The following is a 14,527-nucleotide window of genomic DNA, read 5'->3' on the forward strand; positions in this document are numbered from 1 at the left end:
CACTGACCTGAACCTACTCGGCGATGTCCTCGGCCCACAGGTCCGGCTTGTCGGCTTGGAACGAGCGCATCATGTCCACGCAACGCTGATCATCCAAGACCACCACCTCAACCCCACGTGCGCGCAGGAGGTCCAGTTCGCCGTCGAACGTGCGCGCCTCCCCCACCACCACGCGGGGGATCTTGAACTGGATGATGGTTCCCGCGCACATGGCACACGGGGCCAGCGTGGTGTAAAGCGTGGTGTCCCGGTAGCTCTTCTGCCGGCCGGCGGCGCGGAGCGCTGACATCTCGCCGTGCGCGATCGGATCGGCGTTCTGGACCCGTTCGTTGTGTCCGCTGGCAAAGACGCTGCCTTCCCGGGCGATCGCGGCCCCGATGGGGATCCCGCCATCGGCCAGGCTCTTCCGGGCGGCCTGGTAGGCGGCCTCGAATGCCTGAAAATCGTTGCTCTCCAGTGCCGGGGCGGCGGTTTGGTGCTGTTCGTGGGTCATAGCGGGGACCTTACGTCGTCGTGTGCGGCGATGGACTCGGCGATTCTCTTGATTGCCTCGAGTGTTTTCGGGATGCCCTCCAGCGCTTGCTGGGTGCGGTCGGCGATCTGGGCGTCGGCGCCGGCGCCGTACTTTTCTCCGAACATGGCGATACCCTCGGGCAGGAATTCCCAGGACTCGGTCAGGACCGTTCCGGTGCCCGCCGGGGTGAGGGTGAAGCCCCAGCGGACGTATTTGCCGCCCACCACCCAGGCGAACTCGCGGCCCGGCTCGGCGGCCACCACCTGCGAGCGGGTCTCCCAGGTCCGGTCCGGGAGCTCGTTCCGGCCGGTGAACCAGGCGCCAACGTGGTCGGCGCTGGTCTCGTCGTCCCACCAGCACGCTTTGCAGACCGGGCTCCACTCACCGGTGCGGGTGACGTCGGAGACCAGGCTGTAGAGCGTCTCGGCTGATGCATTGACCGTGACGGAATCCTGGTGCTGGCGGGGGCTGCTCTGGTCCATGGCTCCATCCTTGCAGACGGGCACTTCTCCGGCCGATAGCGGCCGCCGTGCCACAACTACTCCTGGGCGGGGATAGGACATGGCGAGGAAGATGGAACGACGACGTCGCGACTACCTTCCGGCGTCGGCCTCAGTTAGCGTGGGCGAGCGTCAGCCGCTGCCCTGAACGTAAGGCCGGAGCGGGAGCTATGGTCAGTCAGCTTCGGCTGAGGCGTTTGGCCCGGTTTGCGTACCGCCCTCCCCAGCCTTGCTGAGCGTGAAGATCCCGTAGTGCATGGCACCGGTGCGGTAGGCGAGGATCAGGCGCGGGATGCTAAGGACGAAGACGCGGTTGCGGGCGCGAAGGGCCAGCCGGCGCATCTCGGGATCCACGAGCAGGGCCTTCACCAGCCGGCGAGCGCAGATCGGCCAGGTGCGGGCGACGCGGCGGCTGACATCCTCATAGCCGGTGATCTCAAAACCGGCCGCCATAGCCATCGCCTCATACTCTTCGCGCGTGCCCATCGAGGGCAGGCGACCCTCGCGGCAGATCGGCTCCAGCAGGTGGCGGATTTTCCAACGGCCCGCATCGGTCTCGGCGAGCCACGCGCAGATGACGAACCGGCCGCCGGGTGCCAGCACGCGGTGCGCCTCGGCGAAAAACCGGGACTTGCCCACCATGTGCTCGCTCGATTCGATGGCCCACGCGGCGTCGGCCGAGGAGTTGGCCAGCCCGTTGGCGAGCCAGTCGCGGACCTGGATGTCCACACCGGCCACGGGATGCGCGGCGGCATACTGGGCCTGCTCAGCGGACAGGGTGAAGCCGGTGACGCTAACCCCGCGCGTCACAGCGAGCCGCCGTGCCGTGGAGCCGTAGCCGCAGCCGATGTCAACGCATTCCTGGCCCGGCATGAGGCCCAGCCGGTCGCCAACAGTATCCACCAGCGCCTCGACGGCCTCGGCGGGCGTCTCGCGGCCCGTCGTCCACAGTCCGTGGTGGACATGATTGCCCCACACCCGGCGGTAGACGGGATCGAGCTCGTCGTAGTGGTCCGCCACCGCTAAGGCGTCCTGGGAGATATCGGGGACGATCACGCCCCGACCCTACAACGGCGCCTCAGCACGAAGGAAGGGACGGACGACGACGTCACGTGCGTCCCACCGTCGTCCTTCCACCGGCCCCCACCAGTGCGTCGTTGACACCCACGGTGAAGGTTTGTCGGGGGTGTCGCCTAGAGTAAAAGCCGACGACGTGATGCACCAAACATCGGACCCTAATGGACTTCTACGCCATCAATTCCCTACGGGAAAACCATGCAGGCTGGTCGCTGCTCCGCGCCCAGAACGCGCCCCTTGCACTGACGTTCTTCATGGCCGCATTCACGGGTCCAAACGAGCGCAACCTGGGCCGGCAGGAGCTGATCGACGTCCTGGATGACGTGCTGTTCGGCCTCCGCGACAGCGAAGGCGAGGACAGGTTCCCCCGTCCCGCAGGTGAATACCTTGATGACTGGGCGGCCGACGACCGCCAATGGCTGAGGAAGTACTACGTCCCCGGCGAGGACGAACCCCATTACGATCTCACGGCGGCCGCGGAGGACGTGGTCCGCTGGGTGGAGAACCTGCGCGGGCGGGACTTCGTCGCAACCCAATCCAGGCTCACCAGCATCTTCGCGGTCCTAAAACAGCTGGTGCAGCAGTCCGAGACGGACCCGGAGGTGCGGCTCGCAGAGCTGCAGCGCCAGCGGGACGGGATCGACGCCGAGATGCAGCGGATCCGCGAAGGCAACATCCGCGTCATGACCGGCCCGGAAACGCTGGACCACTTCCAGCAGCTGACAGCCCTGGCCAAGGACCTGCTCTCCGATTTCCGCGAGGTGGAGCAGAACTTCCGCAAGCTGGACCGACAGGTCCGCGAGCAGATCGCCACCTGGGACGGCACGCAGGGTGAACTGTTGGAGTCGATTTTCGACAACCAGCAGGACATCAGCAGTTCCCTCCAAGGCCGCACGTTCCAGGGGTTCTGGGACTACCTGATGTCGCCCCAGCTCCGGACCGAGCTGCAGGACCTGCTTCAGCGTGCCACCCGGATCGAAGCCCTGGCCAACGCGGACAGCCTGAACGCGCTGGCCAACCTCCACCAGGACTGGCTTCCCGCCGTCGAACAGACCCAGGCCACCGTCCGGCAGCTTTCCCAACAGATGCGCCGGCTCCTGGACGACAAGGTGTTCCTGGAGAACAAACGCATCATGCAGCTGATCCGCCGTATCGAGTCCGGCGCGCTGGGCACCCGGGAGGCGCCGCCGTCGGGCGCTTTCATGGAGATTGACGCCCCATCCGTGGACGTGGTGCTTCCCTTTGAACGGCCCCTCTATGAGCCCAGCCGCAAAGTCCTGGTGGACGACGCCGTCGAAACAGCCGCCGACGCCGACGTGGACGCCTCGGCCCTGTTCGGCCAGTTCTTCGTGGACAAGGAACGCCTGCAGGCCAACATCGACTCCATTCTCGCCGGGACCGAGCAGGCCACCCTCGCCGAAGTCACGGCAGCTTACCCCCTCTCCCAAGGCTTGGCGGAGGTGGTGGCGTACTACCAGCTGGCCACCGAATCGGACTGGGCCACCATCAACCCGGAACAGTCCCAGCGGCTGTCCTGGCAGCTGCCGGACGGCTCCATCCGCGAAGCCACCATCGAACAGATCATCTTCGGAAGGCCGGCATGAACGTCCCAGCCCCAGCTGACACTGAAACCCGCACGCCGGAGGAGCTTCCCGCCGTCGTCACCCGGCTCTTCAAGGGCGTGCTGTACGCGGAGAACGACGAAAAGCTCTGGCAGTCCCTGCTCGGGCTGACCTCGCACGTGCGCGACTATGTGGCGGTGCTGGGCCTGGACCTGGTGCTGGACGAGTCTGAGGGTTACGCGTTCCTGCGGTCCAAGGATGATCCGGACGGCACACTCCCCCGGCTCATCGCCCGCCGCTCCCTGACCTTCAACGTCAGCCTGCTGCTGGCCCTGCTCCGCCGCCGCATGATGGAGTTCGACATCAACAGCATCGAGGTCCGGCTCATCATGAGCGAACAGGAGATCGCGGACATGGTCTCGGTGTTCCTGCCCGAATCCAGCAACGAGGCCCGGGTCCTGGACCGGCTGGGGGCTGACATCAAGAAAGTGGTGGAGCTCGGCTTCCTGCGCAAGCTCAGGGGGCAGACGGACACGTACGAGGTGGCCCGGATCCTGAAGGCGTACGTGGATGCGCAGTGGCTGGAAGAGTTCGACGCACGACTGGATGACTACCGCCGGACGCTCACCGGCGAGCCGCCCGCCTCTGCGGAACCAGCCAAGGCAATCGAAGCCGCACGCACGATTGGGGAGGACCAGTGACCGCGGATTTGGGCACGGACCTGCAGGAGAGCCTGTTCAGTCTGGATGAAACAGCTGCCGACGGCGGTACTCCCCCGGGCTTCCGGCTGCACCGCCTGGAGCTGCTCAACTGGGGCACGTTCCATCAGGGGATGCGCACGTTCCGGCTGGACGGGGCCAACAGCCTGCTCACCGGCGACATCGGTTCGGGGAAGTCCACGGTGGTGGATGCGATCACGACGCTGCTGCTTCCGGCACACAAAATCGAGTACAACAAGGCCGCGGGGGCGCAGAAGAAGGAGCGCTCCCTAATGTCGTACGTCCGGGGCTTCCACAAGAGTGCCCGGAGCGCCGCCGGGGAGTACTCCAAGCCGGTGGCGCTGCGCAGTGCGGGCCAGCTGACCGTGGTGCTGGGCGTTTTCCACAACGCCGTACTCGGCAAGTGGGTCACGCTGGGCATCACGTTGTGGGCTACCCAGGAGGCGGGGCAGCCCAACCGGTTCTACTCGCTCGCGGAAGCGGACCAGACGATTGCGGCGGACTTCAGCAATTTCGGCCAGGACCCGCTGAAGCTGAAGAAAAAGCTGCGTGCGGCCGGGGCGTCGGTCCATGATTCGTTCGAGCCGTACTCGGCCGCCTTCAAGCGCCAGTTCGGGATCAGCGGCAACCAGGCCATGGAGCTGTTCCACCGCACGGTGTCCATGAAGCAGGTGGAGAACATCACCTCGTTCGTCCGCGGCAACATGCTGGAGGAGGACGACGTCGCCGCCCGGATCACTAACCTGATCCACCACTTCGACGACCTGAAGAAAGCCCACGACGCCGTCCTCCGGGCCAAGGACCAGATCGCCCTGCTGACACCCATCAAGGAAGGCGCTGCACTCCATGCCGGGCTGACCGCCGACGACGAGCTGGCCCGGAAACAGCGTGACCAGCTGCATCCATGGTTCACGGAGCGGAAACTGCAGCTGAGCCTGGAGCACCAGGCCGAGCTGGAGCGCACCGGCGTGCGGCTGCAGGAAGACTGGACTCGGCTGAACGGCGAAGTCAAGCAGCTGCGCCGGGACCTGACCGGGGTGGAGGAGGACATCCGCACCAACGGCGGCGGACGGCTCGCCGCGATCGACGCCGAGCTTGCTGCTTTGGCCGCCAAGTCCGCCGAGCAGAAACAGCGGTTCGGTGCCTACTCGGCCGCGGCAGCGGACCTTGGCCTGCAGGCGCCCGAGGACCGTGTCCTGTTCGACGCGAACCGGGCTGGGCTCGCCGGCGTGGAACAGGACCTGACTGTCCAATCCGAGGCGCTGCACGAAGAGCGCACCACGCTATCCATCCGGCAGGCAGGGCTCGATACCAGGTCCGGGGAGATCAAAGCCGAGCTCACCAGCCTGCAGGCCCGGCGCAACCTGATTCCGCTTCCCCAGCTGGATATCCGCCGCCGGCTCTGCGAAGGCACCGCAATCGCCGAAACCGACCTGCCCTATGCGGGCGAGCTGCTCAAGGTCCGGGACGGCGAGGCCAGCTGGGAGGGCGCCGCCGAGCGGACCCTCCACGGGTTCGCCCTCTCGCTCCTGGTCCCCGCGGAGCACTACGCCGCGGTCAGCAGCTGGGTGGACGCAAACAACCTGCGCGGCCGGCTGGTGTACCTTCGAATTGGGGAGTCCTACGCGCCCAGGGCCGCCGAGCCGGGCACGCTGGCGGCGAAGATCGCCATCAAACAGGGCACCCCATTCAGGGACTTCCTGCAGGACGAGCTCAGCAGCCGGTTCGATTACTTCTGCTGCGAGAACCTGGCCGACTTCCGCCGCTACCCGAAGGCGCTGACACCCAACGGCCAGCTCAAAGGCGGGCGGGGCCGGCATGAGAAGGACGACCGCAAGGACCTGGCCGACCGGCGCAACTACGTGCTGGGATGGGACAACCACGACAAGATTGCCGGGTTCCGCGCCGACCTGGACGAGGTACAGGGCACGCTGAAGGTCGTGGCCGGGCAGCTTCACCGGGTCAATGGGGAGCTAGGGGCTCTGGACCGGCAGAACCGGCAGCTCGGTGTGGTGGGTTCCGTCACGGAATTCGCGGAGATCAGCTGGCAGGCCACGGCGCGCAGCATCGAGGACCTGAAGGCGGAAAAGCGGGCCCTGGAGACCATCAGCGACACTCTTCGTCAGCTAACGTCAACAAAAAACAACCTATGCGAGAAGCTTGGCCGCGTCGAAAAGAAGTCGGACAAAAAGAAGGAATTGCTTGGCGCTAACAAAAACGAGACTGAGGCGATCGCCGAGGGTATCACCGACTGCGAAGGCATCTTGGCTGCCACGCCTCTGACAGACGATGCCGCAATCCTGGCCGCGGTCCAAGGCTTGACCAATGAGACGCTCGGCGAACAGTCGTTGACGTATAAGAACACAGTCAATGTGGAAAGCAGTGTGCGAGCCAAGTTGCAGTCAAGAATTGACGGCCTCAAGGACCGCATCGCCGCAGCCTCAAACCGAACCGTCACCAAGATGGCGGACTTCCGCAACAAGTATCCGAACGAAACCACCGACGTCGACGCCTCGCTGGAAGCCGCGGCGGACTACAACCGGCTGCTGGAGCAGCTGGTGGGCAACGACCTTCCCCGGTTCGAGAACCAGTTCAAGGACCTCCTGAACCAGAACACCATCCGCGAGGTGGTGGCGTTCAATGCGTTCCTGGACAGCCGGCGGCAGAACATCGTTGACCGGATCGGCGAGATCAACCAGTCCCTGGCCGGTATTCCGTACAACACGGGCCGGCACATCCAGCTGGAGCACCAGGCCACATCGGACCAGGACGTGCGGGAGTTCGGCAGCGACCTGCGGGCGTGCTCGGAGGGAACCATCGGCGGGACGGATCAGTACTCCGAGCAGAAGTACCTGCAGGTGGAGCGGCTGATCGACCGGTTCCGTGGCCGTGAAGGCCTGACGGACCTGGACCGGAAATGGACGGCGAAGGTGACCGACGTGCGGAACTGGTTCACATTCTCGGCGTCGGAGAAGTGGACGGAGACCGGCGAGGAATACGAGCACTTCACGGATTCGGGCGGCAAGTCCGGCGGCCAGAAGGAGAAGCTGGCGTACACCATCCTGGCGGCGGCCCTGGCGTTCCAGTTCGGGCTGGGGTCCGGCAAAGGAACGGGCAGGAATGCCGGCAACGGCAGGAGCTTCCGGTTCGTGGTCATTGACGAGGCGTTCGGCCGCGGCTCGGACGAGTCCGCCCGCTATGGGTTGGAGCTGTTCCAGCGGATGCAGCTGCAGCTGCTGATCGTCACTCCCCTGCAGAAGATCCACGTCATCGAGCCCTTTGTCGCGCACGTGGGCTTCGTGGCGAACATCAACGGTCACGATTCCCAGCTGCGCAACATGACCATCCAGGAGTACCGCGAGGAGAAGGACCGGCGTGGCCACTAAGGCGTGGACCACGCTGGCGGACCTGAGGGCGCTGTCGCTGAAAGCGTGGAGCAGCGGTTCACTCCTCCGGGAGCTGCTGGAGCCCAGCGGACTGTACCCACGCCGTCGTCCGTTGAAGCGTCCGACGGCGGCCGAGCTGCTCAGCGATTACGCGGCGGTCCGCGCGTGGGCAGGTGAGCTTTTTTCCGGGGTAGGTGCCTACTCTTTGGAGACGGTGGAGACCGGGCGGCGGACGGTGGGGGCCAATTCCCTTCCTGGCACGGCTGTATTTGCCACTGTTGAGGACGAGATCGGCTTTGTAGGGAAGGCACGGGAGGTCGGCGTCTTCCGGTCCCTGACTGAGGGCCTGGCCGGACTGGATCCCCAGCTGGTGGACTGGGCAGCGAGGCGGCCGATGAAGCTCCTCGAACTGGGCCCGGCGGCCATGACTGCGGCGCGCATAGCGTTGTGGCTGCGGGACAACCCTGCGCCCGGTATCTACGTCCGCCAGTTGGTCCTGCCCGGGGTGCACACGAAGTTCATCGAGCGGCACCGGCAGGTTATTGACCAAATGCTGGTCACCCTCGAGCCTTCTTCGCGCGACCAGGAAATGTCCGCGGGTGACGACGAGCTGGAGTCCTCGGGCCGTGATGCGGGGCTCGAGGACAGCGCGGGAAGGACACCTGCGGCGAGATTTGCCCGCCGGCACGGGTTCCTGCACCCTCCGGAGTTAGTGAGGTTTCGTCTGTTGGATCCTGTAATTGACCAGTTCGGTGGGGCGCGGGACATCACATTGACAGCCGAAGCGTTCGGCGGGTTGCGGCTGCCGGTGGATACCGTCATCGCAACGGAGAACCAGGTCAATTTCCTGGCGCTTCCCGACCGCCCTGGGACGCTGGCACTTTTTGGGGGCGGGTACGGATTCTCTTCCCTGCGGGACGCCGCCTGGCTCCGTGACTGCCGTGTCCTCTACTGGGGCGACATTGACACCCACGGCTTCCGGATCCTCGACCAGCTCCGGGCCGCCCATCCGCATGTGGAGAGTGTCCTGATGGATGAGCGAACCCTGCTTGCACACAGGGGTGCCTGGGGTAGAGAAGAATCGCCCTCACGGGCGGCGCTTGCGAGGCTGACGGCGGCAGAAGCGGCGCTCTACGAATCGCTGGGGAACAGCACCTATGGCTCGAATATTCGTCTGGAGCAGGAGCTGATCAACTGGTGCTGGGCGCTTAAAGAGCTGGGGGCCTGAGTCCTTATCCCAGTTACCGGGCCAGGCCGGGAAAGACTTCGCACGCGCCGAACAACCCGTGGGCATCAGCCGCGTCGCATCCACTCCCGCTTGTCCAACAAACAGATCAGACGCCGACGTAGGCTGCCATACCCGGACCAACCCAACCAAAAGAGAGACAAGAGTGCATCAGGACGCCGCCCGGTTCCTGTCCCAGCCATTCGGGGCGTCAGATTCAGGTCCTTCTGGGCCGCTCGGCGGTGGAGCCAGATTCGAACTCCTGGCGGGGACCCCGGAAGGTCGTGTCTTAGGCAAGTTGCCCTCGGTTGTCATGGGCAGGCCTTAGAGTTAAGGGCAACATTTAGCGCTCGAAGGACAAGAACTTTGCAGACACAGGCCACTACCTGCCACCTAGTCCTAGGGGACGCAGCAGACCACATGACTTCGCTGGAGTCCGCAACGGTCGATCTCGTGCTAACCGATCCACCGTACAACCTTGGTACCTTCATGCAAGGTAGGCAAACTAATCTCGCTGCAATGCGTGCCAACAACTTCGTCGAAGCTGGCTGGGACAACCATGACTACAGCTCATGGTTGTCTCTAATGGATAAGTTTTTAGGTCAGACCGCGCGAGTGCTTAGACGCGGCGGTTCTTGCGTCATTTTTATGGCCGTCATCAAAGTCGAAACTCTAATACAGATTGCAGAAAGTCACGGACTGTACTACAAAACGACCGGTGTTTGGCATAAGACGAACCCAATGCCCAGAAACATGAATCTACATTTTGTCAACTCGACCGAGTCATGGATCTACTTCACTAACGGTACGAAGACTGGGACATTTAACAATCGCGGCAAAGTACTCCACGACCACGTCTCAACGGGTCTCACTCCATCGAGTGAGAAATTACACGGAAAACACCCCACACAGAAGCCGGTCAAATTAATGGAACATTTCGTCGAAGTGCTGACGAACAAACATGACCTCGTTTTAGACCCGTTCATGGGTAGCGGCTCCTCGGGCGTAGCCGCAAAGAGACTGGAACGTAATTACATTGGTATCGAATTGGACTCCAACTACTTCCAGATATCCGAAAAGAGAGTTCGCGCGATTGTCTAGCCTTAAAATTGTTGATCTTTTTGCCGGCGTTGGGGGAATGTCACTTGGCTTTGAAATGGCCGGCTATGAAACGCTCGTAGCAAATGAAATTGACCCCTCCATCGCCAGTTCATTTGCCCGCAATCTACCTCAAGCAAAAATGATAAACAAGGACATCACGCTCCTTAATCTCCATGAAACCTTCTCCCCTCTCCGTGGAAAGGTTGATGGCGTGGTAGGCGGACCTCCCTGCCAAGGATTCTCGCAGAAGGGAAAGCGAAGGTCAGTACTAGACGACAGGAACTTCCTGTTTAAATCATTTTACTCTGTTGTTCGAATTCTCGAACCACGTTTTTTTGTTATGGAGAACGTGCCTTCACTTCTGACCACGGAAAGCGGATTTTTTGCGCAGGAAATCAGAGGCTTGTTCGAGGGCATTGGCTACTCAGTGACTATGCAGGTGGTGGCTGCAGATGAGCTGGGGGTGCCGCAGAATCGGCGCCGCGCAGTAGTAACCGGCGTCAGGGGCCAAGCGCGGGGCTCCCGGCTCCAGCTGCCAGTCCACGAAAGGCAGACTATTTGGGCGGCTATAAGCGATCTTGCCTACCTTGAGAGCGGGGAGGGGGAGTTTGAGCAGGACTACCGCCTGGCTCCAATGAGCGTTTATCAAAAAGAAGCCCGTCGTGTGTCTACCAAGCTCTACAACCACGTCTCCACGCGTCACAGTCATGTTGCGCTCGAAAGAATGAAATTAGTACCACCCGGCGGAGGGCGCGCGTCATTGCCCGACCATCACCTCACGAAATCTATATTTAGCGGCACGTGGGGACGTATGGTTGGCGACGAACAATCTGTCACGATCACAACCCGCTTTGACACACCCTCTTCGGGGAAGTTTACGCATCCCCACTTGCATCGGGCTATCACCGTCCGCGAGGCTGCTCGGCTGCAATCCTTTCCTGATTCGTTCGTTTTCCATGGAACAAAAACGTCACAGATGAAGCAGGTGGGAAATGCGGTTCCACCACTCATGGCCCGTGAGATTGCCCTAGCTATAAGGAAAGAACTTTCTTGACAACTACCTATCCTGTACCCTATTTGCCCCAAAAGCCCTACCCGATCAGACTACGAACTAAGACTTCATTCACTGCTCCCAAGTCGAAGATTGCGCTTGTCATTCTGTTTTGGCTTGGCTCTAAACCCTCTGGCGTGGTTCCCTTTATCATTTCCAAGGAACCGACCGGAGAGCAAGGGGACCCTGGAGCGCAATTTGATTCTTCCTTGGTAAACGAGTTGGTCGATCGAGTCAACAACCTCCTACCCCAAGTTCAAGTTAACCAATTACGTGTCGCCATTCAAGATCATCCACTTCTCAAAGATCAACTCGAACCGATGCAAATGGGAATAAGCTATTTGTGGAAGCTTGCCGAAATAACTTTTTCCGAGCCGCGCCCCAACTCCGCCGAGCGGACGGGGGGCCGGCGTTTCCCGAAGAATATCTCTTATTCAAGTGCGATTGATCTCATATCTGCACTTGCCGACCTTGATGAGTCAGCTGTCCTGCGAACATTGATCACCTGGGCGCTACCTGGGCTGAACGTCGAGCCATCGATAGTCGCAGACGGATCTGCCGAGAAGGCGCTGACGCGGGTTTTGACGCACTCATCGGAGAGGTCCCTATTCAAGCTCAAACTCAACGGGGACGACTTCATCTTCACTCAGCCCGGAATTCTGGACAGGCTGGGTGACGGCGTTCCTTCCGTAGATATCAAAACTGATGACGAGCTCATGGGTTCTACTAGAATTCTGCGACCTCTTTTGGCAGACGGACTCAATTTCTATGCTGAACTAAGCAACGGGCGTGCGGCGCTGTCAAGCCACGCGGGTACCGCTAACGCTGCCAAGGCTTATGTTGGTCGTGCCCGGTTGTATGAGTCCCTCTTCAACAGCGAAGACGTCACCGCAAAGAATGAGATCCAAGAAGAGAATATTCAAACCGGAGTTGAAGCGCCGTTTCCGCGGAATCGGGTCGTTGTCGGCGCCCCCGGCACTGGGAAGAGCTTTCGTCTCGACGAGGATGCATTGTCGGTCGGTGCTGAAGTGACGCGAACCGTCTTTCATTCAGCGATGTCCTTCACGCAATTCTTTGGCTCGTTGCGACCAATGTCTTCGAAGGACGACGAGCGTGAGGTAGCCTTCAAGTTTATACCTGGACCTTTCATTCGAACCCTAGTAGCGGCCCTCCGGCGGCCCAGCAGAGCTCAAGTGCTACTCATAGAGGAACTGAACAGGGCCGACGCAGCGGCTGTTTTTGGGGATGTCTTTCAGCTCCTGGATCGCGACATGACCGGCAGCAGTTCATACTCCATCTCAGTGTCAACCGAATGTAGGACGTACCTCGAGCGCGAATTACCTGGGTACGATTTCAATTCGATAAGCATCCCTGCAAATTTTTGGATATGGTGTACCCTCAACCCAGCGGACCAAGGCGTAGGACACCTGGACGCTGCCTTCTTGCGCAGATGGACGCGCGAGTATGTGTCAATCGACGCGGGATCTGAAGCAGTAAGCCACCACATCCTGCGGTTACCGCAACATTCCCTTACGATTCCATGGAATGGCTTCCGAATTAGACTCAACGAGCTGTTGTCCACCAAGCTCGAACGTAGAATACCTGAAGATCGACTGCTAGGCCCCTTTTTCTTCACGCCGGCAGAATTAGGCTCTTCCAACCACGACTTCTTGTTTTGCGACAAGCTTCTGAACTATGTCGCCGACGACATTCTTCGACATTCAAAGAGCGATTTCTTTGGCAGCCCAAAGCTTGCGACCTTTTCGAGCATCAGAAGCGACTATTTTTCGAGTGATCATAGCTTGATACGATCTTGGCTGGCAGCTAACTTTGATTCGCTAATTGCGCCGGTGCAGTCGATCGACAATTTCCCACCCGATACCCAGGAACCGACCGTCGAAAAAGATGCATGAGTTCGCCTAAATATTCTGGCCTGGTCTACATACGAGAGGGTAGGTATTACAACCAGCATTCTCTGGCTCAGTCTCTATGCCTGTCGATCGAAGCCGCTGGCGAGCTGCTTAGAAAACTGGTAAAGGATGGCACAGCTGATTCTCGCGTAAGAGGTGGCGAAGAATTCATCGCTTTGCAATTCGTGGGGCTCATTGTGTTCGAACATATACCCTTTTTAGTCCTTCCAAAGACTGTCAAAGGCCCCGTAGCATTGGACGAGCGAGTGCGCTACCTGCGTCTGGTGACGAAATCCGTTGCACGCTATGCCCTCGACTTTCCTAAAGCAAATCTTGCGGACCTGAGAGACTTCGTAACAAAGGACGATTCTAGCCGGATAAGTCGATTTGGACTTGCGATAAAACTCTTGGAACATTGGATGGATCACGGTCTCCATTATCGCCCAACCTTTGAGTACGAGATCGACGGCCAAGGTGAAGCAGACTGGAGTCGAACGATAGATCGCGAAGTTCCCTTCAAAAGTAGCAAAGGGAAAACCGCGTTCCTAACTCTCCATACTCGGCGAACACTCGAGGATGAGTCACATCTCGTTCGCCGGTTGCATAGAGCCATCCTTGCCGACTGTGAGGACTATTTACTCGGGCTAGGACTACTGGACTTTTTTGTCCCCGCGGTACCGATGAAAGCTTCCGACCTACTATGCGACCTTGTGGTCTCACACGATTTGGACTCTGCCCTTCACCACGAGCTGGCCACTGTATACAGTGAGTCAGCGGAAGAACGCGTCAGGCTGATGATGGCCTATCTCCAATTTTACAGCGGTTTCGAGGAGACGGAAAGAATCACATATCTAGGCACGAAGAGTTTCCATCGAATCTGGGAGACTGCGACCGCATGGTCTCTTGGCAATCAATTATCATTCGAACGCGGAGCAAAGGCGACGGTTTCGGAAATTACTTTTCACGCGTCTGAAATTTTCGAATACAGTTTAGAACAGCTTCCCCATTGGACGTTTCTGGATGGTAATACTTTATTGGGGAGCCCCGGCGAGCCAGACATACTTCTCAGCGGTCAGAATCTAAGTTCTAACGACGACACAAAGTACTTCTGGATTGTTGATGCAAAGTACTATGACGTAAATGGTAGCTTCAGGGTCGAGAAGTTCCCGGGCGTCAATGATGTTCTTAAACAGCATATGTATCAGTTGGCGTTCGAAAGGCGAGTTACCTCGAGTGACTTGTTCTCAAGGAAGAACATATTTCTATTTCCCGGCGCAGATTTCGGTGTGCGTGTCATGGGAACGGTGAGTATCCCATTCCTTTTGACATCCTCACTTACGGAGATCGATCTCGTATCTGTGTGCCTTCCTAAAGTTCTCGAATGTTATGTTTATGGCGCCTCCGGTTCTCTAAGGCAGGAACTGTTAGACGCCTTCTGAGAATTTCTATGACGAGTGACAACAGGACCTAGGAGGTGTCATC

11 protein-coding genes are annotated in these 14,527 nt (G+C 60.2%); 8 read left to right on the forward strand and 3 right to left on the reverse strand.

Annotation, left to right across the window (positions count from 1 at the left end):
* Positions 1 to 13: 13 nt before the first annotated feature.
* The 3 genes from AC4EEO_RS13835 to AC4EEO_RS13845 all read right to left on the reverse strand — a co-directional run bounded on the left by AC4EEO_RS13835 (position 14) and on the right by AC4EEO_RS13845 (position 2,070).
* A complete protein-coding gene (locus AC4EEO_RS13835; RefSeq protein WP_491339064.1) occupies positions 14 to 493 on the reverse strand; it encodes a nucleoside deaminase in 480 nt (159 codons plus the stop codon).
* Positions 490 to 996 carry an SRPBCC family protein gene (locus AC4EEO_RS13840; RefSeq protein ID WP_491339065.1) on the reverse strand — a complete coding sequence of 169 codons (507 nt, stop codon included), beginning with the start codon at positions 994 to 996 and terminating at the stop codon, positions 490 to 492. Before AC4EEO_RS13840 ends, AC4EEO_RS13835 begins: the two co-directional genes overlap by 4 nt.
* Positions 997 to 1,188: 192 nt before the next feature.
* Positions 1,189 to 2,070, reverse strand: coding sequence for an SAM-dependent methyltransferase (locus AC4EEO_RS13845; protein WP_491339066.1), 882 nt, complete (start codon positions 2,068 to 2,070; stop codon positions 1,189 to 1,191).
* A 182-nt stretch (positions 2,071 to 2,252) separates the two neighbouring features.
* Here AC4EEO_RS13845 and AC4EEO_RS13850 point away from each other — a divergent pair, with 182 nt between their 5' ends.
* The 8 genes from AC4EEO_RS13850 to AC4EEO_RS13885 all read left to right on the forward strand — a co-directional run bounded on the left by AC4EEO_RS13850 (position 2,253) and on the right by AC4EEO_RS13885 (position 14,484).
* The gene (locus tag AC4EEO_RS13850; protein ID WP_491339067.1) at positions 2,253 to 3,695 is read left to right on the forward strand and encodes a DUF3375 domain-containing protein; all 1,443 of its coding nucleotides are present in this window, start codon (positions 2,253 to 2,255) and stop codon (positions 3,693 to 3,695) included.
* Positions 3,692 to 4,354 (forward strand): DUF4194 domain-containing protein, encoded by a 663-nt coding sequence (locus tag AC4EEO_RS13855; protein ID WP_491339068.1) that lies wholly within the window; start codon positions 3,692 to 3,694, stop codon positions 4,352 to 4,354. Before AC4EEO_RS13850 ends, AC4EEO_RS13855 begins: the two co-directional genes overlap by 4 nt.
* Positions 4,351 to 7,758, forward strand: coding sequence for an ATP-binding protein (locus AC4EEO_RS13860; protein WP_491339069.1), 3,408 nt, complete (start codon positions 4,351 to 4,353; stop codon positions 7,756 to 7,758). Before AC4EEO_RS13855 ends, AC4EEO_RS13860 begins: the two co-directional genes overlap by 4 nt.
* Positions 7,748 to 8,986, forward strand: a complete 1,239-nt coding sequence (locus AC4EEO_RS13865) for a Wadjet anti-phage system protein JetD domain-containing protein (RefSeq protein ID WP_491339070.1) — start codon at positions 7,748 to 7,750, stop codon at positions 8,984 to 8,986. Before AC4EEO_RS13860 ends, AC4EEO_RS13865 begins: the two co-directional genes overlap by 11 nt.
* 417 nt (positions 8,987 to 9,403) lie before the next feature.
* Positions 9,404 to 10,084 carry a DNA-methyltransferase gene (locus tag AC4EEO_RS13870; RefSeq protein ID WP_491339071.1) on the forward strand — a complete coding sequence of 227 codons (681 nt, stop codon included), beginning with the start codon at positions 9,404 to 9,406 and terminating at the stop codon, positions 10,082 to 10,084.
* Positions 10,077 to 11,138: a DNA cytosine methyltransferase gene (locus tag AC4EEO_RS13875; protein WP_491339072.1), complete on the forward strand. Its 1,062-nt coding sequence runs from the start codon at positions 10,077 to 10,079 to the stop codon at positions 11,136 to 11,138. Before AC4EEO_RS13870 ends, AC4EEO_RS13875 begins: the two co-directional genes overlap by 8 nt.
* A complete protein-coding gene (locus tag AC4EEO_RS13880) occupies positions 11,135 to 13,048 on the forward strand; it encodes an AAA family ATPase (protein ID WP_491339073.1) in 1,914 nt (637 codons plus the stop codon). Before AC4EEO_RS13875 ends, AC4EEO_RS13880 begins: the two co-directional genes overlap by 4 nt.
* Complete coding sequence (locus tag AC4EEO_RS13885; RefSeq protein WP_491339074.1) at positions 13,045 to 14,484, forward strand: LlaJI family restriction endonuclease; 1,440 nt, start codon at positions 13,045 to 13,047, stop codon at positions 14,482 to 14,484. Before AC4EEO_RS13880 ends, AC4EEO_RS13885 begins: the two co-directional genes overlap by 4 nt.
* Positions 14,485 to 14,527: the final 43 nt, after the last annotated feature.

The organism is Pseudarthrobacter sp. MOO13, from assembly GCF_058267655.1.

Coding starts and splice junctions, on each gene's coding strand:
- AC4EEO_RS13835 (WP_491339064.1), bottom strand. CDS start 493: ATGACCCACGAACAGCACCAAACCGCCGCCCCGGCACTGGAGAGCAAC.
- AC4EEO_RS13840 (WP_491339065.1), bottom strand. CDS start 996: ATGGACCAGAGCAGCCCCCGCCAGCACCAGGATTCCGTCACGGTCAAT.
- AC4EEO_RS13850 (WP_491339067.1), top strand. CDS start 2,253: ATGGACTTCTACGCCATCAATTCCCTACGGGAAAACCATGCAGGCTGG.
- AC4EEO_RS13855 (WP_491339068.1), top strand. CDS start 3,692: ATGAACGTCCCAGCCCCAGCTGACACTGAAACCCGCACGCCGGAGGAG.
- AC4EEO_RS13870 (WP_491339071.1), top strand. CDS start 9,404: ATGACTTCGCTGGAGTCCGCAACGGTCGATCTCGTGCTAACCGATCCA.
- AC4EEO_RS13885 (WP_491339074.1), top strand. CDS start 13,045: ATGAGTTCGCCTAAATATTCTGGCCTGGTCTACATACGAGAGGGTAGG.